General features: G+C 71.8%; 25 protein-coding genes. 15 read left to right on the forward strand and 10 right to left on the reverse strand.

What is annotated here, in order from left to right; genetic code table 11:
• Window positions 1–49: 49 nt before the first annotated feature.
• Together IT780_RS05775 and IT780_RS05780 are read left to right on the forward strand one after the other, a co-directional pair.
• Window positions 50–361 carry a DUF2516 family protein gene (locus IT780_RS05775; RefSeq protein WP_199510347.1) on the forward strand — a complete coding sequence of 104 codons (312 nt, stop codon included), beginning with the start codon at window positions 50–52 and terminating at the stop codon, window positions 359–361.
• A complete protein-coding gene (locus IT780_RS05780) occupies window positions 358–1239 on the forward strand; it encodes an alpha/beta fold hydrolase (protein WP_372443613.1) in 882 nt (293 codons plus the stop codon). Before IT780_RS05775 ends, IT780_RS05780 begins: the two co-directional genes overlap by 4 nt.
• Window positions 1240–1281: 42 nt before the next feature.
• On the opposite strand, the gene IT780_RS05785 is transcribed toward IT780_RS05780, so the two are convergent.
• A complete protein-coding gene (locus tag IT780_RS05785; protein ID WP_199510348.1) occupies window positions 1282–2313 on the reverse strand; it encodes a PKD domain-containing protein in 1032 nt (343 codons plus the stop codon).
• A 146-nt stretch (window positions 2314–2459) separates the two neighbouring features.
• On the opposite strand from IT780_RS05785, the gene IT780_RS41605 reads away from it, so the two are divergent.
• Together IT780_RS41605 and IT780_RS05790 are read left to right on the forward strand one after the other, a co-directional pair.
• The gene (locus tag IT780_RS41605; protein WP_233412259.1) at window positions 2460–2891 is read left to right on the forward strand and encodes a hypothetical protein; all 432 of its coding nucleotides are present in this window, start codon (window positions 2460–2462) and stop codon (window positions 2889–2891) included.
• A gap of 11 nt (window positions 2892–2902) precedes the next feature.
• Entirely contained in the window at window positions 2903–3703 is an 801-nt protein-coding gene (locus IT780_RS05790) for an EI24 domain-containing protein (RefSeq protein WP_307831056.1), read from the forward strand.
• Here the strand turns inward: IT780_RS05790 and IT780_RS05795 are convergent, their stop codons facing one another.
• From IT780_RS05795 to IT780_RS05805, 3 genes are all read right to left on the reverse strand, one after another.
• On the reverse strand, window positions 3704–4720 hold the full coding sequence (locus tag IT780_RS05795; RefSeq protein WP_199510350.1) for a LacI family DNA-binding transcriptional regulator: 1017 nt from the start codon (window positions 4718–4720) through the stop codon (window positions 3704–3706).
• 4 nt (window positions 4721–4724) lie between these two features.
• The gene (locus tag IT780_RS05800) at window positions 4725–6152 is read right to left on the reverse strand and encodes a GH1 family beta-glucosidase (RefSeq protein WP_199510351.1); all 1428 of its coding nucleotides are present in this window, start codon (window positions 6150–6152) and stop codon (window positions 4725–4727) included.
• A 178-nt stretch (window positions 6153–6330) separates the two neighbouring features.
• Window positions 6331–7092, reverse strand: a complete 762-nt coding sequence (locus tag IT780_RS05805) for a maleylpyruvate isomerase family mycothiol-dependent enzyme (RefSeq protein WP_199510352.1) — start codon at window positions 7090–7092, stop codon at window positions 6331–6333.
• Between the two features lie 68 nt (window positions 7093–7160).
• Here IT780_RS05805 and IT780_RS05810 point away from each other — a divergent pair, with 68 nt between their 5' ends.
• Entirely contained in the window at window positions 7161–8249 is a 1089-nt protein-coding gene (locus tag IT780_RS05810) for a UDP-N-acetylmuramate dehydrogenase (protein WP_307831057.1), read from the forward strand.
• A 5-nt stretch (window positions 8250–8254) separates the two neighbouring features.
• Here the strand turns inward: IT780_RS05810 and IT780_RS05815 are convergent, their stop codons facing one another.
• Entirely contained in the window at window positions 8255–8758 is a 504-nt protein-coding gene (locus IT780_RS05815) for a CAP domain-containing protein (protein WP_199510353.1), read from the reverse strand.
• A 119-nt stretch (window positions 8759–8877) separates the two neighbouring features.
• Complete coding sequence (locus tag IT780_RS05820; protein WP_199510354.1) at window positions 8878–9570, reverse strand: sensor histidine kinase; 693 nt, start codon at window positions 9568–9570, stop codon at window positions 8878–8880.
• A gap of 187 nt (window positions 9571–9757) precedes the next feature.
• Here IT780_RS05820 and IT780_RS05825 point away from each other — a divergent pair, with 187 nt between their 5' ends.
• The 10 genes from IT780_RS05825 (at window position 9758) to IT780_RS05870 (ending at window position 17960) form a co-directional block, all read left to right on the forward strand.
• Window positions 9758–10456 (forward strand): response regulator transcription factor, encoded by a 699-nt coding sequence (locus IT780_RS05825; protein WP_067508902.1) that lies wholly within the window; start codon window positions 9758–9760, stop codon window positions 10454–10456.
• A gap of 86 nt (window positions 10457–10542) precedes the next feature.
• Entirely contained in the window at window positions 10543–12891 is a 2349-nt protein-coding gene (locus IT780_RS05830; RefSeq protein WP_199510355.1) for a chemotaxis protein CheW, read from the forward strand.
• A gap of 1 nt (window position 12892) precedes the next feature.
• Entirely contained in the window at window positions 12893–13330 is a 438-nt protein-coding gene (locus IT780_RS05835; protein WP_199510356.1) for a chemotaxis protein CheW, read from the forward strand.
• The gene (locus tag IT780_RS05840; RefSeq protein WP_199510357.1) at window positions 13330–14202 is read left to right on the forward strand and encodes a hypothetical protein; all 873 of its coding nucleotides are present in this window, start codon (window positions 13330–13332) and stop codon (window positions 14200–14202) included. Before IT780_RS05835 ends, IT780_RS05840 begins: the two co-directional genes overlap by 1 nt.
• 16 nt (window positions 14203–14218) lie before the next feature.
• On the forward strand, window positions 14219–15397 hold the full coding sequence (locus IT780_RS05845) for a protein-glutamate methylesterase/protein-glutamine glutaminase (protein ID WP_199510358.1): 1179 nt from the start codon (window positions 14219–14221) through the stop codon (window positions 15395–15397).
• Window positions 15394–16239, forward strand: a complete 846-nt coding sequence (locus tag IT780_RS05850) for a CheR family methyltransferase (RefSeq protein WP_199510359.1) — start codon at window positions 15394–15396, stop codon at window positions 16237–16239. The genes IT780_RS05845 and IT780_RS05850 overlap by 4 nt, the downstream gene beginning before the upstream one ends.
• A gap of 15 nt (window positions 16240–16254) precedes the next feature.
• Window positions 16255–16632: a response regulator gene (locus tag IT780_RS05855; protein WP_233412260.1), complete on the forward strand. Its 378-nt coding sequence runs from the start codon at window positions 16255–16257 to the stop codon at window positions 16630–16632.
• The gene (locus IT780_RS05860; RefSeq protein ID WP_199510361.1) at window positions 16629–17108 is read left to right on the forward strand and encodes a chemotaxis protein CheX; all 480 of its coding nucleotides are present in this window, start codon (window positions 16629–16631) and stop codon (window positions 17106–17108) included. The genes IT780_RS05855 and IT780_RS05860 overlap by 4 nt, the downstream gene beginning before the upstream one ends.
• On the forward strand, window positions 17105–17467 hold the full coding sequence (locus IT780_RS05865; protein WP_199510362.1) for a response regulator: 363 nt from the start codon (window positions 17105–17107) through the stop codon (window positions 17465–17467). Before IT780_RS05860 ends, IT780_RS05865 begins: the two co-directional genes overlap by 4 nt.
• 7 nt (window positions 17468–17474) lie before the next feature.
• The gene (locus IT780_RS05870) at window positions 17475–17960 is read left to right on the forward strand and encodes a hypothetical protein (protein WP_199510363.1); all 486 of its coding nucleotides are present in this window, start codon (window positions 17475–17477) and stop codon (window positions 17958–17960) included.
• Window positions 17961–18018: 58 nt separating this feature from the next.
• Here the strand turns inward: IT780_RS05870 and IT780_RS05875 are convergent, their stop codons facing one another.
• The 4 genes from IT780_RS05875 to flhA all read right to left on the reverse strand — a co-directional run bounded on the left by IT780_RS05875 (window position 18019) and on the right by flhA (window position 22926).
• Window positions 18019–19047, reverse strand: coding sequence for a sulfotransferase family protein (locus IT780_RS05875; protein ID WP_199510364.1), 1029 nt, complete (start codon window positions 19045–19047; stop codon window positions 18019–18021).
• Window positions 19048–19118: 71 nt separating this feature from the next.
• Window positions 19119–19361: a hypothetical protein gene (locus IT780_RS05880; RefSeq protein WP_199510365.1), complete on the reverse strand. Its 243-nt coding sequence runs from the start codon at window positions 19359–19361 to the stop codon at window positions 19119–19121.
• Window positions 19362–19364: 3 nt separating this feature from the next.
• The gene (locus tag IT780_RS05885) at window positions 19365–20894 is read right to left on the reverse strand and encodes a hypothetical protein (protein WP_199510366.1); all 1530 of its coding nucleotides are present in this window, start codon (window positions 20892–20894) and stop codon (window positions 19365–19367) included.
• Window positions 20884–22926: a flagellar biosynthesis protein FlhA gene (gene flhA, locus IT780_RS05890; RefSeq protein WP_199510367.1), complete on the reverse strand. Its 2043-nt coding sequence runs from the start codon at window positions 22924–22926 to the stop codon at window positions 20884–20886. Before flhA ends, IT780_RS05885 begins: the two co-directional genes overlap by 11 nt.
• Window positions 22927–22941: the final 15 nt, after the last annotated feature.

Below are 22941 nucleotides of genomic sequence, written 5' to 3' on the forward strand. Positions count from 1 at the left end.
ATCCGCGGGCCCCGGCCGAAGCCGGGGCCCGCGGCATAGACTCTTCACCATGGTCTCCAGCGCGCCGCAGTTCTATCTGCACGTCAGGCTCTACATCGACGTGCTCGTGATGATCGGCTCGTTGATCGTGCAAGCCATCGCCCTCATCCACTGCGTGACGCAGCGCGGCGACGGCTTCCAGGCGATCGGCACCCTGCCCAAGGGTGCGTGGATCGCGATTCTGGCCGTCTGCATGGTGCTCACGTACGTGATCGGCCCGATCGGCATCTTCGGGCTCGTCGGCCTCGCCGCGGCGCTCATCTACCTGCTCGACGTCCGTCCCGGCCTGCGCGACCTGTCGGACGGCAAGGGCTTCTGGTGAGACTCCGCCGGCCGCCACCCCCGGATGGCGGCCCGCGGAATCCCGGACCGCGGCCCACCGCTCCCCGCTCCGGGCGGCCCACCCTGCCGGCCCCGCCCACCGAGCTCGTCGGCACGCCGCACGGCGTACGGCTCGAGCAGCTCGTCACTGGCGTCGGCGACCCGGTCACCGTGTTCGCGCACGGGCTGGCCGGGGACATCGCCGGCACCCGGCCGCTGGGCAGCGCCGTCGCGGGCCGCCGCGTCTTCTTCCACTTCCGCGGGCACGGCCGCTCCGACTCGCCGCCCGGACCGTGGACGTTCGCCGACCTCGCCGCCGACCTGCGCGCCGTGGCCGACCGGGCCGGTGCGACCCGGGCGCTCGGGGTGAGCATGGGCTCCGCCGCGCTGTGCCGGCTCCTCGCCGCCGATCCCGCCCGGTTCGACCGGGTGGTGCTCTATCTGCCCGCGCCGCTGGACGGCGTACGGCCCCGCGCCGCGCAGGAGCGGCTGGAGCGCCTGCTCGCCGCCATCGCGTCGGGTGAGGCGGCGGCCGTGGCGGAGGCGGTCGAGCCGGAGTTGCCGCCGTCGGTGCGTAACACCCCGACGGGCTGGGGCTATCTGCGTCAGCGCGTCGACCAGTTGCTCCGGGAAGGGCTGGCGCCGCAGCTGGAGACGTTGTGGCGGGAGCCCGCCGCGGATGAGGGGGCGCTCCGGGCGTACCAGGGGAAGGCGCTCGTGATCGGCTGCGAGGGCGACGAGCTGCACCCGGCGGCCTGGGCGGAAGGCCTGGCCGGCCTGCTGCCCGGCGCCGAGCTGCACGTCTACGACCGGCCCGCGGTGCTCTGGACGCACCGGCGCGAGCTGCGCGAGCGGATCTCCACGTTCCTCAACGCATGATGGCCCGGACCGTGCGGTCCGGGCCATCATCGCGAAGCATGCTCAGCTGGTGAGCTTCTGCACCTTGTACTTCCAGCCGCTGTTGTTGCCGGCCTTGTCGTACGCGACGTAGTCGACCTCGAGGTAGTAGCCCTTCGAGAGGCCGGCGACGCTGGTCTTCCAGACCCCGCTCGAGTTGACCCCGACCCACTTCACGGCGGCGTTCGGGATGTTCGTGACGCCCGGGGTGTACTTGACCCACTTGGCGGTCTGGAAGTTGTAGTAGTAGTCCTTGGTGCTGGTCCACTTCCAGAGCTGGATGCCGACGTCCTCGATGCCGATCTGGCTGTCCTTGGCGGTGCCCTGCACGGTCTTCCAGGACGAGGCCTTCGACGGGCTGCTCGGCACCTTCAGCGTGGCGCTCGGGTTGTACGTGTCCTCGACCAGCGTGTACGTGCCGGCGGACGCGGCGACCTTGCTGCCCGACGCGGTCTCGAGGGTGACCTTCGCGGTGTGCTTACCGGTGCTGCCCCACGAGTAGTAGTGCTTGACCGAGGTGTTGGCCTTGTTGACCAGGCTGGTCTCGCCGTCGCCCCAGTTCACCCACACCTTGCTGGTGGAGCTCGGGATGCCGGAGAGCTTCAGCGTCGCCTCGTGGCCGCCGTTGTACCAGGTCCAGTTCCAGGTCGGGTCGAACTTGAACGAACCGCCGCCGGCAGCAACCGTCACGGTGTTGGAGACGTCGGTCTGTACGCCGTCGTCGGTGATCGACACGACGACCGTCCAGCTGCCGGCCTTGGTGAACGTGTGGCTGGCACTCGTCAGGCTGGCCGCGGGCGGCTCGGGCGTCGTGCCGTCACCCCAGTTGAGGGCGAACGTCGGGGCGGTGTCCGGGGTGCTGTCCTCGAAGGCCGTCCGGGTCAGCGTGACCTGCTGGCCGGTCCAGATGCTCGCCTTGTCGACGGCGTAGCTGGCGGTGATCGAGCCCTCGGCGGCCCAGGCGGGCGTACCGAGCACGCCGGCGCCTGCCACCGTGCCGGCGCCGAGCGCCAGGGTCAGCATCGCGGCGAGGCCGCGCGGTCCTCCGGTGTTCATAACTCTCCCCGTGAAAGTGGCCGCAATGAATGCGAGCCCCGGGACAGTACCGGGTCGGGGGTCGCTTGATCAAGCGGTTGACCGTCGATATGTGGGCGGATTGACGATCGGCGTAACCTTTTGCCCCGCTCGTCGGTGTTCCTGTCGTGCGGCTCACCCCCAGAACTGTCTTCCTCGGTCTCGTAGCGCTCGGGCTGCCCTTCGCCGTCAGCGTCGGATGGGCTCTCGGCAGCCCCGACGAGGCACCGCCGGCCGTCAGCGCGCCGGGCGGTGCGGGCGCCCTCGGCAGCGCGCCGGTCGCCAGCGCCGTACCCGAATCGGTCGGCGACTGGGTTCCCCGCGCACCCAAGCCGGTCTCGGTGGTGAAGCCCGTACGCCCGAGCGCGTCCGCGAGCGCCGCCCCCAGCTCCGGTACGCCCTCCGCCCCGATGTCCGGATCGGCGGCACCGTCACTGACCGAGCCGCCCGTACCGACTCCGGCATCGGTGTTCCCGACACCGCCGGATCCGGACGCCACGACCGCCCCGACGAGCGCCACCCCGGTGCCCTCCGGTCTCCGGCTGGTCCGCAGGTCCTAAGCTCGCGGACCGTGGCGAAGTCTCAGCTGGGCCCGGGCAGCGCGCTCCGGGAGTTCCTCACCGGTGCCGGCCTGCTCGGCCGCGGGCTCGGCCTGGTGCTGCGCAATCCGCGGCTGCTCGGTCTCGGCCTGCTGCCCGCTCTGCTCGCTGGCCTGCTGTACGCGGCGGCCCTCGTGGCACTCGTCGTCTTCGTCGACGATCTGGCGGGGGCGGTCACCTGGTTCGCCGACGACTGGTCCTCGCCGTGGCGCGGGGCGGTCCGGTTCGGGGCGGGCGCCGCGCTGCTCGGCCTCGGCGCGCTGCTCGGCGTGCTGACCTTCACCGCAGTCACGCTGCTGATCGGCGACCCGTTCTACGAGAAGATCTCCGGCGTGGTGGAGAGCCGCTACGGGGGCGTACCGGACGAGGTCGAGGTGCCGCTGCTGCGCTCGCTGGGCCGCAGCCTGCGCGACTCGCTGCGGCTGATCGGCCTGTCGATCCTCTTCGCGATCCCGCTGTTCCTCGCCGGGTTCCTGCCGGTGGTCGGACAGACCGTGGTGCCGGTGGTGGGCGGGGCGATCGGCGGCTGGCTGCTCGCCGTGGAGCTCACCGGCGTGCCGTTCCAGCGCCGCGACAAGCGGCTCCGGGACCGGCGGCAGGCGCTGGCCGGGCGGCGGCCGCTGACGCTGGGCTTCGGCGTGGCTGTGTTCCTGTGCTTCCTGATCCCGCTGGGCGCGGTGCTGCTGATGCCGGCGGCGGTCGCCGGGGCGGCGCTGCTCTCGCGCAAGGTGCTCGGCCTGCCCACGGAGATCGTGACGACGAGCCCGCTGTAGTCAGGCGGAGGCGCGGACGACCAGCTCGGTGGGCAGGACCACCGCGGCCGGTACGTCGCGGCGGTGGTCGACCAGGCCGAGCATCTGCCGGGCCATGGTGCGTCCCATGTCGACGATCGGCTGGCGGACCGTGGTCAGCGGCGGGTCGCTGAGGCGGCTGATCTCGAAGTCGTCGAAGCCGATGACCGCGACGTCGCCCGGGACCCGGCGGCCGGCGTCCTTGAGCGCCTGCAGCGCGCCGTGGGCCATCATGTCCGAGGCCACGAAGACAGCGTCCAGGTCGGGGTCGTCGGCGAGCAGGCGGCGCATCGCCAGGACGCCGGAGTCGCGGGTGAAGTCGCCCACCGCCACGTGCGCGGCGAGGCCGGCCTCCTCGAGCGCCGTCCGGTAGCCGGTCAGCCGGTCGATGCCCGCCACCATGTCCTGCGGGCCGGCGATCGTGGCGATCCGGCGGTGCCCGGTGGCGAGCAGGTGGCGTACGGCCGCGACCACCCCGCCGATGTGGTCCACGTCGACGTAGGGCACCGGCAGCTCGGCCGGGGTCATCGGCCGGCCGCTGCACACCACGGGGATGCCGAGCCGGGCGAGCGCACCGGGCAGCGGGTCGGCGCCGTGCATGGAGGCGAACATGACGCCGTCGACGTGGCCGGCCATCGCGTACCGCTCGACCCGGTCGTGGCTGGCCGCGGAGCCCGCCATCATCAGCACGAGCTGCTTGTCGGCCGCCTCGAGCTCCACGCTCACGCCGCGGATCACGGCGGGGAAGAACATGTCGTCGGAGAAGACCCGGCTGGCGGTCTCCGGGAGGATCAGCGCGATCGACTCCGTACGCTGCGTCACCAGGCTGCGGGCGGCCTGGTTGGGGACGTACCCGAGCTCCTCCACGGCCTGGTTGACCGCGTCGCGGATGGCGACCGCGACCGTGGTCGAGCCGTTCACGACGCGGGAGACGGTCGCCCGCGAGACCCCGGCCCGTCTGGCCACCGCCTCGAGTGTCGGCCGCTCCCGCGTCACCATCAGCTCACTCCCCGATCCGGTCCCGGTCGCTCAGACCGTTGCGCCGGATCACCTCCCGGTACCACTTGGCGCTGTCCTTCGGGACCCGCTGCTGCGTGGTGTAGTCCACGTGCACGAGCCCGAAGCGCATCTTGTAGCCCTCGGCCCATTCGAAATTGTCCATCAAAGACCACGCGAAGTATCCCCGAAGGTCAACCCCGTGGGAAATGGCGTCCAGGCAGGCGCGCAGGTGGCCGTCCAGGTACTCGATGCGGTTGGTGTCGCGCACCTCGCCGGTCTCGGGCGACGGGCCGTCCGGGTACGCCGCGCCGTTCTCGGTGATCATCATCGGCACGCCGTAGTCGGCGTGGATGCGGTCCAGCAGCCGGGTCAGCGCGGCCGGCTCGATCTGCCAGCCGATGTCGGTGATCGGGCCGACCGGTGCGCGGAACGCGACGCCCTCGGTCCCCGGGCTGTCCAGCTTGGCGGGCTCGCCGGGCTGCGCCGAGACGTACGTGGGGGTGTAGAAGTTCACGCCGAGCACGTCGATCGGGGCGTTGATGATCGCCTCGTCGCCCTCGCGGATGTGGCTGAGGTCGGTGAAGCGCGCCATCAGCTCGCGCATGTCCTCCGGGTACGCGCCGCGGAACAGCGGGTCCAGGAAGATCCGGTTGTTCAGCCCGTCCACGATGCGGGCGGCGTCGACGTCGGCCGGGTTCGCCGGGTCGAGCGGGGAGACCGACGCCGGGTTCAGCGTGATGCTGACCGTCTGCGCGCCGGCCGAGCGCAGTGCCCGGGCCGCGAGACCGTGCCCGAGCAGCAGGTGGTGCACGGCCTTGAAGACCGACGCCGGATCCTGGATGCCGGGCGCGTGCACGCCGCTGCCGTAGCCGAGGTACGCCGAGCACCACGGCTCGTTGAGCGTCGTCCACGTGCGTACGCGGTCGCCGAGGCGCGCGTGCACGATGGCGGCGTACTCGGCGAACGCCTCCGCGGTCTCCCGGGCCGTCCAGCCGCCGCGGTCCTGCAGCGTCTGCGGCAGGTCCCAGTGGTAGAGGGTGACGACGGGGTCGATGCCCTTGCCGATCAGCTCGTCGGTGAGCCGGTCGTAGAAGTCCAGGCCCCGGGTGTTGACCGGGCCGGTGCCGTCCGGCTGGATGCGCGGCCAGGCGATCGAGTACCGGTACGAGCCCAGCCCCAGGTCCGCCATCAGCGCCACGTCGTCGACGTAGCGGTGGTAGTGGTCGCACGCCACGTCACCGGTGTGGCCCGCGTACACCCGTCCCGGCGTACGGCTGAACGTGTCCCAGATCGACGGGCCCCGGCCGTCCTCGTTCGCCGCGCCTTCGATCTGGTACGACGCGGTCGCCGCGCCCCAGACGAAGCCGTCGGGGAACTTCAGGCCGGAGGCCAGGGGTTCACCGCTCTCTTCCACCTCGACGGTTGCCGTCATGCCGTCACCGCTCCCTGCGTGAATACCGCCGCCTGCCGGGCCGCGCCGACCGGTGTGATCAGCGGCGGAACTGTGGCGGACGGCCTGAGCCGTCCGAACTTAACCGGTACAGCGTAAGGCCATTCACTATCTCGGGAGGCATCCGGAAGTTGCGGAACCACGTCCGGATGATGGGACGTCAGCCGGCGCGCAGTGCGGAGATCAGCCGAGGGTCGCCGACGACGGTCAGTTTGTCCGTTTCGAACCGGCCCATCAGCGTCAGGAGCAGGTCACTGGCGGTCCCGGAGGCCTCCGCGCGCGGGTGGTGGTCGTCGGTGTCGAGGATCGTCCCGGTGTCGAGCAGGGCGATGCCGGCACCCCGCAGCCGGACGAACCACTCGTAACTTGCGTCCGTGGCGGTGAGGTGCACGACGCCGTGCAGGTCCGTCGGGCCCTTGCGGTAGCCCGCCGGCAGCCAGGTGTCCAGCACCTCGTTCACGCCGTCGGCGGCGAGCTTCGTCTCGATCGGGGTGGCGCGCCCGGCGGCCTGCTCGGCGTCCCAGCGGTGCACCGAGACCTCGTGCGCCATCCGGCGCTGCCAGAAGCCGGCCTTCTTCGCCTGCGCCGGCCACGTCCAGGACGGCAGGTCGGGGTCCAGGGCGTCGAGCGTCTCGATCGCCCCGGTCATCTCCCGGCGCAGCTGGTCCAGCGCCTCCGGCCAGGCAGGCCTCGGCTCCGGGACCGTGCGGGCGGCGGGCCGGTCCAGCACGCCGCGCGGCGCGAACTCGCGCACCCAGCGCAGCACGGAGGTGAGGTGCTCGGTGAGGTCGGCGGCCGTCCAGCCCGGACACGCGGGCACGGCGGCGTCCGGACCGGTCTCGGCGACAGCGTCCTGCAGCGCCGGACCGTCGGCGCGCAGTGCGGCCAGCCAGAAGTCCTTCGTCGCGTTGAGCCTGTTCATCAGCTTCTCCCGCTGGAGCGGACCACCCGTACGGTCGGCCCGTGACCCGTCGGCCTAGGGTTGACCTCGTGCCTGACGTTAGTGCTGACCCGCCAGCCGCCGCACCCGGTGCGCATGCCAGTTCGCTGGCGGCGTACACGACGCTACGCCTCGGTGGCCCTGCCGGCGCACTGACGGTGGCCACTGAAACGGATGAAGTGGTGGAAACCCTGCGCGCGGTCGCGCGTAAAGGGGAAGACGTCCTGGTGCTGTCGGGCGGCAGCAACGTGGTGATCGGCGACGAGGGATTCCCCGGGACCGTGCTGCTGGTGCGCACCCGCGGCATCGAGGTGATCGACCGGGACGCCCGCGGCGCGCTGGTACGGGTGGCAGCCGGCGAGCCGTGGGACGACTTCGTGGCCGACACGCTGGTCCGGGGCCTGTCCGGCCTCGAGGCGCTCTCCGGCATCCCCGGTTCCGCGGGCGCGACCCCGATCCAGAACGTCGGCGCGTACGGGCAGGAGGTGGCCCGCACGATCGAGGCGGTGCACGTCTACGACCGTGCGGACGACCAGGTCAAGGTCATGTCGCTGCCCGAGTGCGGGTTCGCGTACCGGTCGAGCGTCTTCAAGCACAACGACCGGTGGGCGGTGCTGCACGTCGACTTCCGGCTCGCCGAGTCCGCGGAGTCCGCGCCGGTCAAGTACGCCGAGCTCGCCCGGCACCTGGGCGTCGAGGCGGGCGAGCGGGTCGCGGCCGACCGGGTCCGCGAGACCGTGCTCAAGCTGCGGGCGAGCAAGGGCATGGTGCTCGACGCGGAGGATCCCGACACCCGGTCGGTGGGCTCGTTCTTCACCAACCCGGTGCTGTCGGCGCAGGAGTGGGCGGCGGTCCAGGACCGGCTCGTCGACCTGGGCGAACCGCCGAGCTGGCCGGCCCCGAACGGCACGGTCAAGGTGCCGGCCGCCTGGCTGATCGAGAAGGCGGGCTTCGGCAAGGGGTACGCCGGCCGCGACGGGGTGGCGATCTCGTCGAAGCACACGCTCGCGCTGACCAACCGCGGCGGCGGGACCACGGAGGCCCTGCTGGACCTGGCCCGGGAGATCCGCAACGGCGTACGCGACCGGTTCGGGGTCGTGCTCCACCCGGAGCCCGTCCTGGTCCGCTGCGCCCTGTAGGGCCGTCAGCGCCAGCCGAACACCTGCGTCCAGTAGAGGGTGCCGTTCGCGGCCCGCTGCACCCCGGCGCCGAACGAGCGCGCGTCGCAGTTGAGGATGTTCCGGCGGTGCTCCGGGCTGGCCATCCACGCGTCCACCACCTCGGCCGGGCTCGTGAAGCCCCAGGCGATGTTCTCGCCCGCCACGTAGGGGTAGCCGGCCGCCCGCGACCGGGTCTGGAAGGTGGAGCCCCGCCAGCCGATGTGGCCGAAGTCGCCGGTGGCGGCCATGTAGTGGCTCTGGCGTACCGAGGCGACCATCAGCTCCTGCTCGACGCCGAGCGGAGCGCATCCGGCCAGGGCGCGCTCCTCGTTGGTCCGCGCGATCACGTCGTCCATGAGCACCTGCTCGGTGGTCGGTCGCGCCGCTGCCGCGGGCACCGTGGTTCCGGCGTGCGCGGGGGTCGCGATCAGGGCCAGCAGGGCGGCCGGTGCGGCCGCGGCGGCGATACGGCGTACGGAGTCGAACACGTGCTTGCCTCCCGGTCCACGGCCGGGCTCCTGTTCGCCCGGCAATGGCTATCGGACCTGGCTTTTCGGGGGTACGTCCGATCTTTTCCGGTTTCCGCCGCCGCGGGTCCGTCCCCGTGTCAATCTGTGGGGATGGCCTGGGGTAGCCGGATCTCGGCTCCGGCGCCCGTCGCGGGGTCGTAGGTCAGCGCCACCGACCCGCCGTGCCGCGCGGCGACCGCCTCGGCCAGCAGCATCCACAGGGCCGTGCTGCGCCGCCGGTGCGGCGGTTCGGGATCGGCCAGCATGCCGGCCATCAGGTACTCGTCGGTGAGCTTCTCCGCCTGCCGGGCCACCACCGTCACCGTCCAGCCCGAGGCGTCCGCCACGGCGCTGACCGTGGCGGCGCGGTCGGCGGCACCGCTGGCCACCGTGCCGATCACCGCGTAGAAGAGGTCCCGCAGCAGGGCCGCGTCGGCGGACAGCGGCGGCCCGTCCCCGGCCCGGACGGTGGCCGCGGTGTACGGCTCCCGGCTGGCCAGCAGGTCCGCCGCCTCCTGGATCACGTCGCCGATCCGGACCGGCCCGGGGCGCAGCGCGAGGTCGCCGGTCTGCAGCCGGCTCACCACCATGAGATCGGCGACCAGGGCGAGCATGCGGTCGGTGTTGCGGCGTACGGCGGCCAGCGCCACGGAACGCTCGGCGGGCGCGAGGTCGTCGGTGTCGAGGCTCTCGGTGAACGAGGCGATGGTCGTCAGGGGCGTACGCAGCTCGTGCGAGATCACGGCGAGGAACCGGGCCTGCAGCGCGAAGGCGTTCGTGGGGGATCGCACGCTGAACTATAACTTTCCGTATATGAACCGACACGTCACGCTATCGTGAGTTTCTGACATTTCATCGTCGCCGTCCGCGATCGCGGGGGGCGTGAGCAAGAAGCTGACCCGCAGCCGAGCACGTGCCGTGCCGGGCGGGCAGCCGTGCGACGCGCGGGGCGGAGGCGGAGGGCATGGTGACCAACTCATGAGCAGACTGCTCGTGGTCGAGGACGACCCGGACATCGCCCTGGCGCTGCGGCTGCTCTTCAGCCGGGCCGGGTACGAGGTGGCACACGCGGGCGACGGGCGTACCGGCCTCAAGGAGGCGTACGCGGAGCACCCCGACCTGGTCGTGCTCGACGTCGGCCTGCCGGAGATGGACGGCTGGCAGGTGCTCGAACGGCTGCGGGACGTCTCGGACGTACCCGTGCTGGTGCTGACCGCGCACGGCCAGGAGGCCGAGAAGGTACGCGGCCTGCGCGGCGGCGCCGACGACTACCTGACCAAGCCGTTCGCCAACAACGAGCTGCTGGCCCGGGTGGAGGCGCTGCTGCGCCGCTCGTCCAGCGGGCAGAACAGCTGGGCCAGCCAGATCTACGACGACGGCCTGGTGCACCTGGACCCCACCAAGCGCCGGGTCTACGTCAAGGGCGACGAGAAGCGCCTCACCCCGACGGAGTTCCGGCTGCTGAACGCGCTCGTCCGGCACGCCGGCGCGGTGCTGAGCCCCAACCAGCTGCTCACCCAGGCCTGGGACGACCCCACCGGCATCGGGCAGGAGCGCGTGAAGTTCGCCGTGCTGCGGCTGCGCCGCAAGCTCGGCTGGTCGGATCCCGATGAGTCCCCGATCGAATCGGTACGCGGTTTCGGCTACCGCTACCGCCGCCCGGGCGGCGACACCTGAGCCGCAACCAGGAGCGGTCCGGGTGTCCTCAGGTGAGGCCGCGGTAGGTCGATGAGGGTCTTGGGAAACGAGCAGGAGGTAGGGCGTTGGAAGACCTTGGCGAGATCGTCGGCGAATTCCTCATGGAGAGCCACGAGAACCTGGATCAGATCGACCGGGACCTTGTGGCGCTGGAACAGGACCCGTCGTCCCGCGACCTGATCTCCCGCATCTTCCGGGCGATCCACACCATCAAGGGCACGAGCGGCTTCCTCGCCTTCACCCGGCTGGAGACGCTGGCGCACGCCGGTGAGTCGCTGCTGTCCCGGCTGCGCGACGGCGTCCAGCCGGTCACGCCGACGACGATCACCACGCTGCTGGCCACGATCGACGGCGTACGGTCGCTGCTGGAGGCCATCGAGCAGAACGGCGCCGAGGGTGACGTCGACGTCGACAGCATCATCGCCGCGGTGCACGCGCAGATGAACGCCCCCGGCGACGCTGCCCCCGCGGCCGCGCCCGCCGCCACGGCCCAGCCGGCCGCCGCTCCCGAGCCGCTCCAGGAGCGCCCGGTCCGCCCGGCGCCCGAGCCGGTCGAGGAGCAGCGCCGCCCGCTCGGCGAGATCCTCGTCGAGACCGGTGCGGCCCAGGCGGCCGACATCGGCTCCGCACTGCAGTCCCAGCTCGAGGGCGACGAGCGCAAGCTCGGCACGATCCTGCTCGAGGAGGGCAAGACGCAGCCGGCCGCGGTCAACGAGGCGCTGCAGGCGCAGACCCCGAAGCGGAGCGTCGCGGACAGCGCCATCCGGGTCGACGTGGACCTGCTCGACACCCTGATGAACATGGTCGGTGAGCTCGTACTCGCCCGTAACCAGCTCGTCCGCGGCGTGATGGAGACCGGCGACTCCGGCCTGGTCCGCAGCGCCCAGCGGCTCGGCATGATCACCTCGGAGCTGCAGGAGGGGATCATGAAGACCCGCATGCAGCCGATCGAGCACATCTGGTCGAAGCTGCCCCGGGTCATCCGGGACCTCTCCCAGTCCCTCGGCAAGCGCGTCGAGCTGGTCATGGAGGGCAAGGAGACCGAGCTCGACCGCAGCCTGCTCGAGGCGGTCAAGGACCCGCTGACGCACCTGGTCCGCAACGCCGTCGACCACGGCATCGAGGACACCGACAAGCGGATCGCCGCGGGCAAGAGCCCCGAGGGGACGCTCACGCTGCGGGCGTACCACGAGGGCGGGCACGTCGCGGTCGAGGTGGCCGACGACGGCGCCGGCATGGACGTCGACCGGATCGCGCAGAAGGCGGTCGAGAAGGGACTGCTCCGCCCGGAGCAGGTCCCGAACATGGACAAGCGCGAGATCATGGCGATGGTCTTCCAGCCCGGTTTCTCGACCGCGGCCAAGGTGACCAACGTGTCCGGCCGCGGCGTCGGCATGGACGTCGTCAAGACCAACATCGAGCGGATCGGTGGCGCGGTCAGCGTCGACTCGACGCTGGGCCAGGGTACGGTCTGGCGCCTCACGATCCCGCTGACCCTGGCCATCATCCAGGCGCTCACCGTCGACTGCGGCGACCAGCGGTACGTGGTGCCGCAGGTGGCCGTCCTCGAGCTGGTGTTCATCGACGGGCAGTCCACGAAGATCGAGTACGCCTCGGGCGCTCCGGTCTACCGGCTGCGCGGCAAGCTGCTCCCGCTCGTCCGCCTCGACCGCACGCTGGGTCTCGAGCCGAGCGGCGACCAGGGCGTCTACATCATGGTGCTGCAGGCCGACGGGCGCCGGTTCGGCCTCGTCGTGGACCGGGTCCTCAACACCGAGGAGGTCGTGGTCAAGGCGCTCAACAGCCGCTTCAAGGACATCGGCCTGTACGCCGGCGCCACGATCCTCGGCGACGGCAAGGTCGGCCTGATCCTCGACGCCTCCTCGCTGGCGCGCCGCTCGCATCTCGCGGTCGACTCCGAGCGGGAGAACCTCGTCGGCACCTCCCGGTCCACCGGCGCGGCCGGCACCGGCGAGCGCCTGCTCATCACCGCGGTGGGCGAGCGCCGGGTGGCGATCCCGCTGGACACGGTCACCCGTCTCGAGGAGTTCCCGCGGGACCGCATCGAGCACGCCGGCTCCCGCGAGGTCGTGCAGTACCGCGGTCAGATCCTCCCGCTGGTGCGGCTGTCGCACCTGCTGGGGGCGTACAGCGAGGTGGAGGAGGGCGACACCGTCTCGGTGGTCGTCTACAGCGAGGGAGGCCGCAGCGTGGCGCTGGTCGTGGACCGCATCGTCGACATCGCCGAGAACTCGACCACGGCCCGCCGCGACGCGGAGGAGGACGGCCTGGTCGGTACGGCGGTCATCCAGCAGCGCGTCACCGAGCTGCTCGACGTGCGCCGGGCGATCCTCGCCGCGGACCCGAACTTCTACAACGACATGGCCGGCGACGAGATGCTGGTGGAGGCCTGACATGGCGAGCCGGCAGTTCGCCACCTTCGAGGTGGCAGACCAGTTGTTCGGGGTCGAGGTCGACACGGTGCAGGAGGTGCTCTCGTACAACGAGTACACCCCGGTGCCGCTCGCGCCGCCGGCCGTCGGCGGGCTGTTCAACCTCCGCGGCCAGGTGATCGCGGCGGTGGACCTGCGGGTCCAGCTCGGCCTCGCCCGCCAGGCCCTGCAGGGCCCGGTGATGAACGTGATCCTGCGCGGCGACGGCGAGCCGGTCAGCCTGCTCGTCGACCGCATCGGTGAGGTCGTGGACCTCGACGACGACCAGTTCGAGCCGCCGCCGGACACGCTCGCCGGGCCCACCCGCGAGCTGGTCACCGGGACGTTCAAGATGGACGGCCGGCTGATGCTGGCCCTCGACGTCAACCAGGCCGTCGACACGTACCGAGCCACCACCTGATGTACAGCCTGGTCAGCGCCCCCGTCCTCGGCTTCGACCTGACCCGCCTGGGCGGCGGGTCGGCGACCGCCGAGGTGCTGCTGCGCGCCCTGCGCCTCAGCCTCGGGGACCTGCCGATCCTCGCCCAGCGGCTGCCCGACGAGGGCGTACGCGGCCCGCTGTGGGTGGAGGTGGAGAGCGCCGCCCGCCGGATGCCCTCCCTCAAGGGCATGAAGGCCGACGACGCCGCGAGCTCGCTGGCGCTGGTCGAGCGGGCGCCGATCGGCTCGGTGGACGCGCTGCTGACCTGCCTGCGCTACGACGTGATGGCCTGGACCTGGCAGGGCACGGGACGCGACGCGAAACAGAGCGAGACGGCCGCCTCGGCGACCGCGCTGCTCTGCGACGCGGCCGTGGCCAGCTACCTGCGTGAGGTGCTGGACGACACGACCCGGCGGATGCTCGGCGCGGGCTGGGTGGCCGCGGTGCGCAAGCTCCCGGCCGGCAAGCCGATCGACCTGGGTCCGCACCACTACGCCGTCTCCGCGCTGCTGGACCGGCTCCGCTCCATCCGGCCCAACGACCTGCAACGCCTGGTGCGCTCCGCCGAGGACGCCCGCAAGAACGCCGGCGGCTGGTCCCCGGCGGTGCACTCGGCGTCGTGGGCGGCGTACCTGTCGGACCGGGTCCGTACGGCCGCGGCCGCGCAGATGCTGCTGGTGCAGGCCATCGACACCGCGGCGATCCCGCTCGCCGACCGGGCCGGCGGCGTCTGGAACATGCTCAGCGGCGCGGTCCAGGCGCTCGTCGTCCGGGACCTGCTGGACACCGCCACGGCGCACCGGCTGCTCTCGCCGGTCATCGCGGCGCTCGGCCCGGCGTGGCTCGGGTGAGGAACGGAGGGCAGCGATGATCAGGGTTCTCGTCGTCGACGACTCCGTCGTGGTCCGCCGGCTCATCGTGGACTCGCTGTCCGGCGCGCCGGGCATCGAGGTGGTGGGTACCGCCGCGAACGGCCTGCTGGCCCAGGCGAAGATCGACCAGCTCAAGCCGGACGCGATCACGATGGACATCGAGATGCCGCAGATGAACGGCATCGAGGCGGTCCGTGAGCTGCGCAAGCGGCACAAGCGCATACCGGTCATCATGTTCAGCACGCTCTCCGCGGCGGGCGCGAGCGCGACGCTGGAGGCGCTGTCGGCCGGCGCCACGGACTACGTGACGAAGCCGAGCAACGTCGGCTCCATCGCGGAGTCCATCGCGGCCGTCCGTGAGCAGCTCGTACCGAAGATCCACGCGCTCGCGGGGCGGCGGTCCCCGGGACCCGCCCGGCCGGGTGCACGCCCGGTGCCGGGCCGGCCCGGCCTGACGCCGCCGGCGTACCGGCCCGGGCCGGGAGGCCGCCCCACGGCCCTCCCCGGCCGGCCGGGTGCGCAACCGCCCGCGGCACCGGCCCGTCCGGTGCGGCGGGGACCGCACGCCCGGGTGGACATCCTCGCGATCGGATCGTCGACCGGCGGCCCGGACGCGCTGACCAAGGTGTTGCAGTCGCTGCCGACGGACCTGCCGGTGCCGATCGTGGTGACGCAGCACATGCCCCCGGTCTTCACGAAGATGTTCGCCGAGCGGCTCGACCGCAGCACGCCGCTGAGGGTCGTCGAGGCCGGCGACGGGCTGGAGCTCGCGCCCGGCACGGTCTACATCGCCCCGGGCGACAAGCACCTCGTGCTGCAGCGCCGGGGCACCGCGACGCTGACCCAGCTCAGCGGCGCGCCGCCGGAGAACTCGTGCCGTCCGGCGGTGGACGTGATGTTCCGTTCGGTGGCGTCGCTCTTCGGGGCGGCGGCGTACGCGGCGGTGCTGACCGGCATGGGATACGACGGACGGGGTGGTGCGAAGGTGCTGCGGGACGCAGGAGCCGAGATCCTGGCTCAGGACGAGGCGAGCTCGGTGGTCTGGGGCATGCCCGGCGCCGTGGTCGGCGCGGGGCTGGCGGACGAGGTGCTGCCGCTGGACCGGATCGCCGCCGCCCTGATCCAGCGGGTCCAGGTCGGCCGCGCGCCACGGGCCACGGCGGTGACCCGATGACGCTCTCGCAGGCGGACTTCGCGTTCGTGTCGGCCCTGGTCCGCCGGGAGGCGGCGATCGTGCTCGCGCCCGGCAAGGAGTACCTGGTCGAGGCGCGGCTGATCCCGGTCGCGCGGCAGGTCGGCGCGGCCAGCGTCACGGACTTCCTGGCCAACCTGCAGCGCAAGCCGAACCCGGCGGACCAGCGCCGGATCATCGACGCGCTGACCACGAACGAGACGTCGTGGTTCCGCGACCGGGAACCGTTCACGGCGCTGACCGACGTGGTCCTGCCGGAGCTGGTGAAGAGCCGGGGCTCGGCGCGCAAGGTACGGCTGTGGTCCGCGGCCAGCTCCAGCGGGCAGGAGGCGTACAGCCTCGCGATCACCCTGCAGGAGTCGCTGCCGGCCGGGTGGGCGTACGAGATCATGGGCAGCGACATCTCCACCGAGATGATCAAGCGTGCCGAGGCGGCCGAGTACAGCCAGGTCGAGGTCAACCGGGGCCTTCCCGCGACCCAGCTCGTCCAGTACTTCGAGCGCGTGGGAGCGCACTGGCGGGTCGCACCGCACCTGCGGCGCAACGTCTCGTTCAAGCACATGAACCTGACCGCGCCGCTGCCGGCCATGCCGCCCTTCGACGTGATCTTCCTGCGCAACGTCCTCATCTACTTCGACGTCGCGACGAAGAAGGCGGTGCTGCGCAACGTGGCGCGCCTGCTGCGTCCGGACGGCTGGCTCTTCCTCGGCGCCGCCGAGACGACCATCGGGATCGACGACAACTACGAACGGGTGGCGGCCGGCCGGACCTCTGCCTACCGAGTACGCAGCGCGGTGCCGGCCGGTGCCGCGAGGAAGGGGTGAACCGCGGTGCGGGCGATGGTGATCGACGACTCCCGGGCGATGCGCATGATTCTGAAGCGCATCGTCGCCAAGCTGAACTTCGAGGCGATCGAGGCCGGTGACGGCCAGGAGGCCCTCGACCTGCTCGCCACGATGACCGAGGTGCCGGAACTGGCCCTCATCGACTGGAACATGCCGAACGTGAACGGCCTCGAGTTCGTCACCAAGGTGCGCGCCGAGCCACGGCTGCGCGAGATGACGCTGGTCATGGTGACGACCGAGAGCGAACAGAGCCAGATCGTCCGGGCCCTCGCCGCGGGCGCCCACGAATACGTGATCAAGCCCTTCACCGAGGGCGCGATGATCGAAAAGTTGGCCCTGCTGGGCCTGGTACCGACCGGAGCGAACTCATGAGCGTCGAAACCGTGGTGACCGAGGACGATCTCGCCGAGATGGTGGAACAGGTCTGGGTGTCGTACCTCGATCCCGAGGGGGTCAGCCCGCTGGTCGTCAGCGGCGACGACAAGCAGGCGACCGAGGTGCACTCGACCGTGTCCATCACGGGTACGTGGCACGGCCACCTCGTCTACGCCTGTTCCCTGGTGGCCGCGAAGAAGTCGGCCGCGGCCTTCCTGGCGATGGAGGCGGACGAGGTCAGCCAGGAGGACATCTCCGACGTGCTCGGCGAGCTGGCGAACATCGTCGGCGGCAACGTCAAGGCGATGCTCCCGGCGGGCTGCTTCCTGTCCCTGCCGACCGTCGTGCTGGCGCCCGACACCGCCTCGTACTACCCGGCCGCCGCGCGGATCAGTGGCCTGTACGGCACCTGGGACGGCGAGCCGGTCTCCATCTCGATGTGGCAGAGCGTGAAGCAGGAGGCGTCGGCATGAAGATCCTGATCGCTGACGACAGCCGCGTCATGCGGCAGATCGTCACCCGTACGCTGCGCCAGGCCGGCTTCGACGGGCACGACCTCGTGGAGGCCGCGGACGGCGCGGAGGCGGTCGAGAAGGCGAACGCGGAGAAGCCCGATCTGATCATCTCGGACTGGAACATGCCCGAGCTGACCGGCATCGACGTGCTGCGCAAGCTGCGCGCCGCCGGCAACGACGTGAAGTTCGGCTTCGTGACCTCGGAGTGCACCGAGGAGATGAAGAGTGCCGCGGAGAGCGCCGGTTCCGCGTTCTTCATCGTCAAGCCCTTCACAGCAGAGCAATTCGACGAGGTCCTCACTCCTATTTTGGGATGATATAGCTATGTCTGACACCTCGGTGATTCCCGCCCCGCACGCCGTCCGCAACCTCTTCGAGGACCTCCTCGGCCGGGACGTCAACGTCTCCCCGGGCGATCCGATGACCGCCGAGAACCTGCCCACCGGCGTGATCGCCATCTATACGGACACGTCCCAGCAGCTCTACGCGGTGCTCGGCATGACGCTGAGCCTCGCGGCCAACGCGGGAGCGGCGCTCGGCCTGCTCCCGGCCGGCGCCGCCGAGGACAGCATCGAGGAGAAGACGCTCTTCCCGAACCTCGCCGAGAACGTCTTCGAGCTCTGCAACGTCTTCACCAGCCTGCTCAACCGCGAGGGCGCACCGCACGTCAAGCTCTACCAGGTGATCTATCCGGGCATGGACCTGCCCAACGACGCCCGGGCCCACCTGCTGGCGCTCGGCAAGCGGCTCGACCTGACGATCGAGGTCGCGCGCTACGGCAAGGGCAGGTTCTCCCTGTCCATCGCCTGATGAGGCACGACGAGAAGGGGCCGGTCGGCGGACCGGCCCCTTTCGCGTGTCCCGACGATCAGCCGGCGTCGACGCGGCGGTCCGGCGCCGAGCGTTGCGGCAGCACCGTCGCGGGCAGGTGCGCCAAACCCTCGTCGCGGCGCAGCCGGCTGGCCGCGCGGCTCAGGCCGCGCCGGGCCGGGATGAAGCGCTGCGGCACCGCGGTCCAGCCGTAGCGGAGCAGTTCCGCCGGGGCGGGCCGGACCTTGCGGGAGAGCTCGTAGCCGTTGGCCTGCAGGCGGCTGCCCAGCGCCGCCTCGCACAGTGCGATCTCCTCGGCGGTGAGCCGGCTCTGCCAGCTCTGCACGCGTTCGGTGGTCACGGCCGAGTGCGTACGCGCATGCCAGGTCTTGAACGACGGGACCGCGATCCGCGCGACCGCCGACGGCTCGGCCATGGCCGGGTCGTAGTCCTCACCGAGGTACGCGCACAGCTCGGTGAGCTTGCCGTGCGGGTCCGCGACCAGGTCCTCGTAGCGCAGCTCATGCCACTGCGCCGGGCCGAGGCGGCGGGCCGCGCGGCGGGCGTCGTCGACGGCGCGGGCCCACGAGGCGACCGTGGCGTAGATGTCCTTGCGGTGCCAGGACATCTCCTTGAGGGAGGCCACGCAGTCCCGCCCGTCGCGGACGATGTTGATGAACTGCGCGTCCGGGAAGAGGCGCAGCAGCAGGTCGACGTTGTGCAGGTACGCCGGCCGCTTGTCACCCCAGCGCGGCTTGCCGAAGCGGGCCGCGTACTGCTGGAAGATCGTGCCGAGCACCGAGCCCAGCGTGCCGGGCGCGGCCGCGATCCGCTCGACGATGTCCTCGGCGTCGAGGCCGAGGTCGCAGAAGCGGGTCTCGCGCCGGTCCACGATCCGCCGGGCGAGGGCGCGCCGGTTGTCGGCGACGGTCAGGTCGCCGAATTCGCGCCGTTCCCGGTACGCGGCCAGCACGAACCGCGTCTCCGGCGGGATCGCGATGCGCGGGTGCGCGTGCAGCATGAGCTGCAGCATCGTCGTGCCCGAACGCGGGCAGCCGACGACGATGATCGGACGGTCACTGGGCACCGTACACCTCCGGTGGGCAGTAGCTCACCGGCAGTAACATAGCCGCAAAACGGGCGATTGTTGACGAAGTGTTACGGCGTGTCGGAGGTCTCGGACCCGGTGTCCGGGGTCGGGCGGACCGGGGTGCCCGGCTCCTCCGTCCTGCCGTAGCCGGCGGTGACGAAGCGCAGGCCGGCGAGCAGTATCGCGGCGATCGGCACGGCGATCAGGAAACGGACCAGCACCTCGGTCACGTCGATCTCGTCGAGCACGTAGCGGTACAGCGCCGGCCCGCTCATCAGCAGCGCGAACAGCAGGACGGAGGGACGGATCACCGGTCAGCCCCGGCGGGCCGGCCGGCGGGGCAGGGCGGCCATGGGCACCACGTCGGACGCGATCCGGGCGCAGAGCATCGCCGCCCACGAGTGCGGGGTGGCGGGCTTGCCGTCGAGCGACACGATCGGCAGGTCCAGGCCGAGCACGGTCGCCGGGTCCGAGGTCATGTCGACGTTGTGCACCACGAGGGCCTCGACGTCGCCGAGCGCGCGCAGGTGCCGGGCGGTGTCCGCGGTCTTGCGGGTGGCGTCCACGACCGCCCACACCGCGGTCGCGCCCAGCGCGTCGCACATCTCCGCGAGGTAGATCGGGTCGGTGGCCCCGACGGGCGCGTTCACCACCACGATCCAGGCGTGGTCGGCGCTCTGCAGCTTTTCCGCCCGCTGCGCGGCCGCCTCGGGATCGCCGAGGATCCGGGACGAGTGCATGCCTGTCCCGGCCGCGGTCGGTCCGCCCAGCAGCAGGTGGGCCTGGTCGATGCCGGCCTGCTCGCACAGCTTCCGGCCGCTCGGCAACGCGTGCTCGAGGTCGCCGGCGAGCACCAGGATCTCGCCCGGCGCGTCCGGGACGCCGGGAGCCGACGGGCGGTTCGCCAGCACGCCGAGCACCCCGGCGTACGTGTCGCCGCCCAGGATCTGCGCGGCCATGGCCTCCGGCATGCCGACCTTCATCAGGTTCTGCTGCACGGTGTCGTAGTGGTGCGGCCGTACGGTGGCGTGCATGACGTGCCCCGGACCGGGCGCGCCCGGCGTGGGCATCGGGCCGAGACCCAGGCCGCCGAGCTGCTCGGCCAGGCTGGTCGGTGCCGGCGCGGGCGCCGGTGACGTCGGCGCGAGGTGGTACGCCGCGGCCGCCGAGCGGGGAGGCGCGGGGTTCTGCGCGGCCCGGTTCGCCGCCGCGGTGGGCGGGAAGGCCGGGGCGTCGTTGACCCCGAGGCCGCCCATCAGCTCCGCCAGCGACGGTACGGGCGGCAGCGGCCGTACCGGTCCGCCGTTGACCGGTGAGCCGGTGGCCTGGGCCGGGCGGAACGGCCGTACCGTCGGGCTCTCGGGCCGTTCCGGCTCGGTCGCCGGCGGCCGCGGCGACGGGCGGTTGTACGCCTCGGCCCGGTCCAGGTTGGCCATGAGCTCCGCGAACGCGGAACCCGGCTCGGGGGCGCCGCCCGCGACGCCGGACAGCCCCCGGCCGCCGACCGCCGCGTCGGCGTCGCCCATGCCCGCGTCGCGTCCGGTCATCCGGGCCACCGACGCGGCGGGCCCCTCCTGGGCGATCCGGTCCTTCGACTCGGCCCGGGCCAGCAGCTGCTCCAGCGTCTGCGGGCCGTCGTCGGCCGCGGCGGGCCGCCGGGGCGGTGGGTTGTCGCGTTCGTCGGGGTCGGGGACCTCGACGGACAGCTCGTAGTGTTGCTTGGCGAAGAACCCGCCGAAGCCCCCGGTCCGGACCTTGTCCGCCGAGATGATCCGCACCGAGGAGCCGTATTCGTCGCGCACCTGCGCCAGCAACGGCTCGATGGCCGGACCCTCAAGCAGCACCCGCGTAGGCACCGTTCACCACCCCCATGGTTTCTATCTGTGCGGTGGAACCTGAAATCTCCGAGTAGGACAGCACCTGCACGCGGCGCGAGCCGGCCCGCAGGAGACGCATGAGGGGCAGCCGCAGCTGCGGTGAGCAGGCCAGCACCGGGGTGATCCCGGCCTGCTCGGCGGCCTCGACGAGCCGCGCGGCCTCGCTGACGATGGCTTCGGCGCGCAGGCCGTCGATGGCCATGAACGCGCCGGTCTCGCTGGGCCGCAGCGACTCGAGCAGGGTCTGCTCGAGCATCGGGTCGAGGGTGATCACGGTCAGCCGGCCGTCGGCCGCGTACTGGGCCGCGATCGCCGGTCCCAGCGCGGCCCGAGCCGCCTCGACCAGGCCGTCGTGGTCGACGGAGACCTTGGCGCGCAGCGACAGCGCCTCGAAGATGCGGACCAGGTCCCGGATGGGTACGCCCTCGTCCAGCAGCGCCTGCAGCACCCGCTGGATCTGGCCGAGGCTGAGCAGCGTCGGCGTGAGCTCCTCGACCACCACGGGATGGGTGCGCTTGACCATCTCGGTGAGCGCCCGGACGTCCTCGCGGCCGAGCAGCCGGCTGGCGTTCTGCCGGACGATCTCGGCGAGGTGCGTGATGATCACCGAGGCCCGGTCCACCACCGTCGCGCCGGAGAGCTCGGCCTGGTAGTGCAGTTCCGCCGGCACCCACTTGCCGGCCAGCCCGAAGACCGGCTCGACGCCGGCCCGGCCGGGCAGCGCCTGCAGCCCGTCGCCGATCGCCAGCACCGTGCCCGGCGGGGCCTGGCCGGTGCCCGCGTCGACCCCGGAGATGCGGATCGCGTACGACGACAGCGCCAGGTCGAGGTCGTCACGGGTGCGTACGGGCGGCATCACGATGCCCAGCTCGAGGGCCATCTTGCGGCGCAGCGCCCGGACCCGGTCGAGCAGGTCGCCGCCGTTGGTGTCGACCAGGTCGACGAGGTCCGGCGAGAGCGCCAGCTCCAGCGGGTCCACCCGCATCTCGCCGAGCAGCTGCTCGGGGGAGTCCGGCGAGGGGCGTTCCAGCTCGGGCACCGCCGCGGCCGCCGCCTCCGGGGCGGGATCCTTCATCCGCTGGGCGATGAACAGCGTGATCGCGCCGACGATCAGGAAGGGCACCTTCGGCAGGCCCGGGATCACGCACAGGCCGAGGGCGGCGCCGCCGGCGATGCGCAGCGCGAGTTTGTTCTGGCCCAGCTGGGCGGTGACGCTGCTGCCCATGTCGCCGGAGGTCGCCGAGCGGGTGGTGATCAGACCGGTGGCGACGGAGAGCAGCAGGGCGGGGATCTGCGAGACCAGGCCGTCGCCGACGGTCAGCAGGCTGTACTGGTTCATCGCCTCGCCGGGGGACAGCCCGTGCTGGAGCATGCCGACCGCGAAGCCGCCGACCAGGTTGATGACCGTGATGATGATGGCGGCGATGGCGTCGCCCTTGACGAACTTCGAGCCACCGTCCATCGCGCCGTAGAAGTCGGCTTCCGCGGCGACCTCGGCGCGGCGCCGGCGGGCCTCGTCCTCGTCGATGAGGCCGGCGTTGAGGTCGGCGTCGATCGCCATCTGCTTGCCGGGCATCGCGTCGAGGGTGAACCGGGCGCCGACCTCGGCGACGCGCTCGGCGCCCTTGGTGACCACGACCATCTGGACGATGATCAGGATCAGGAAGATGACCAGGCCGATCACCAGCGAGCCGCCGACGACGAAGTCGCCGAACGCGTGGATGACCTTGCCGGCGTCGCCGTCGCGCAGCACCAGGCGGGTGGCGCTGATGTTGAGCGCGAGCCGGAAGAGCGTCATGACCAGCAGCAGTGCCGGGAAGACCGAGAAGTCGAGCGGCTTCTGCACGAACATCGCGACCATCAGGATCAGCAGGGCGCCGGTGATGTTGGTCGCGATCAGCAGGTCGAGCAGGAAGGTCGGCAGGGGCACGACCATCATGACGATGATGCCGATGACCCCGATGGGTACGGCGAACTTGCTGAGGTTGCGGTTCTTCACGGCCCCCCTTCCACC

Origin of the sequence: Nucisporomicrobium flavum, assembly GCF_016464385.1 — a bacterium.
GTDB classification, from domain to species: domain Bacteria; phylum Actinomycetota; class Actinomycetes; order Mycobacteriales; family Micromonosporaceae; genus Actinoplanes; species Actinoplanes flavus_A.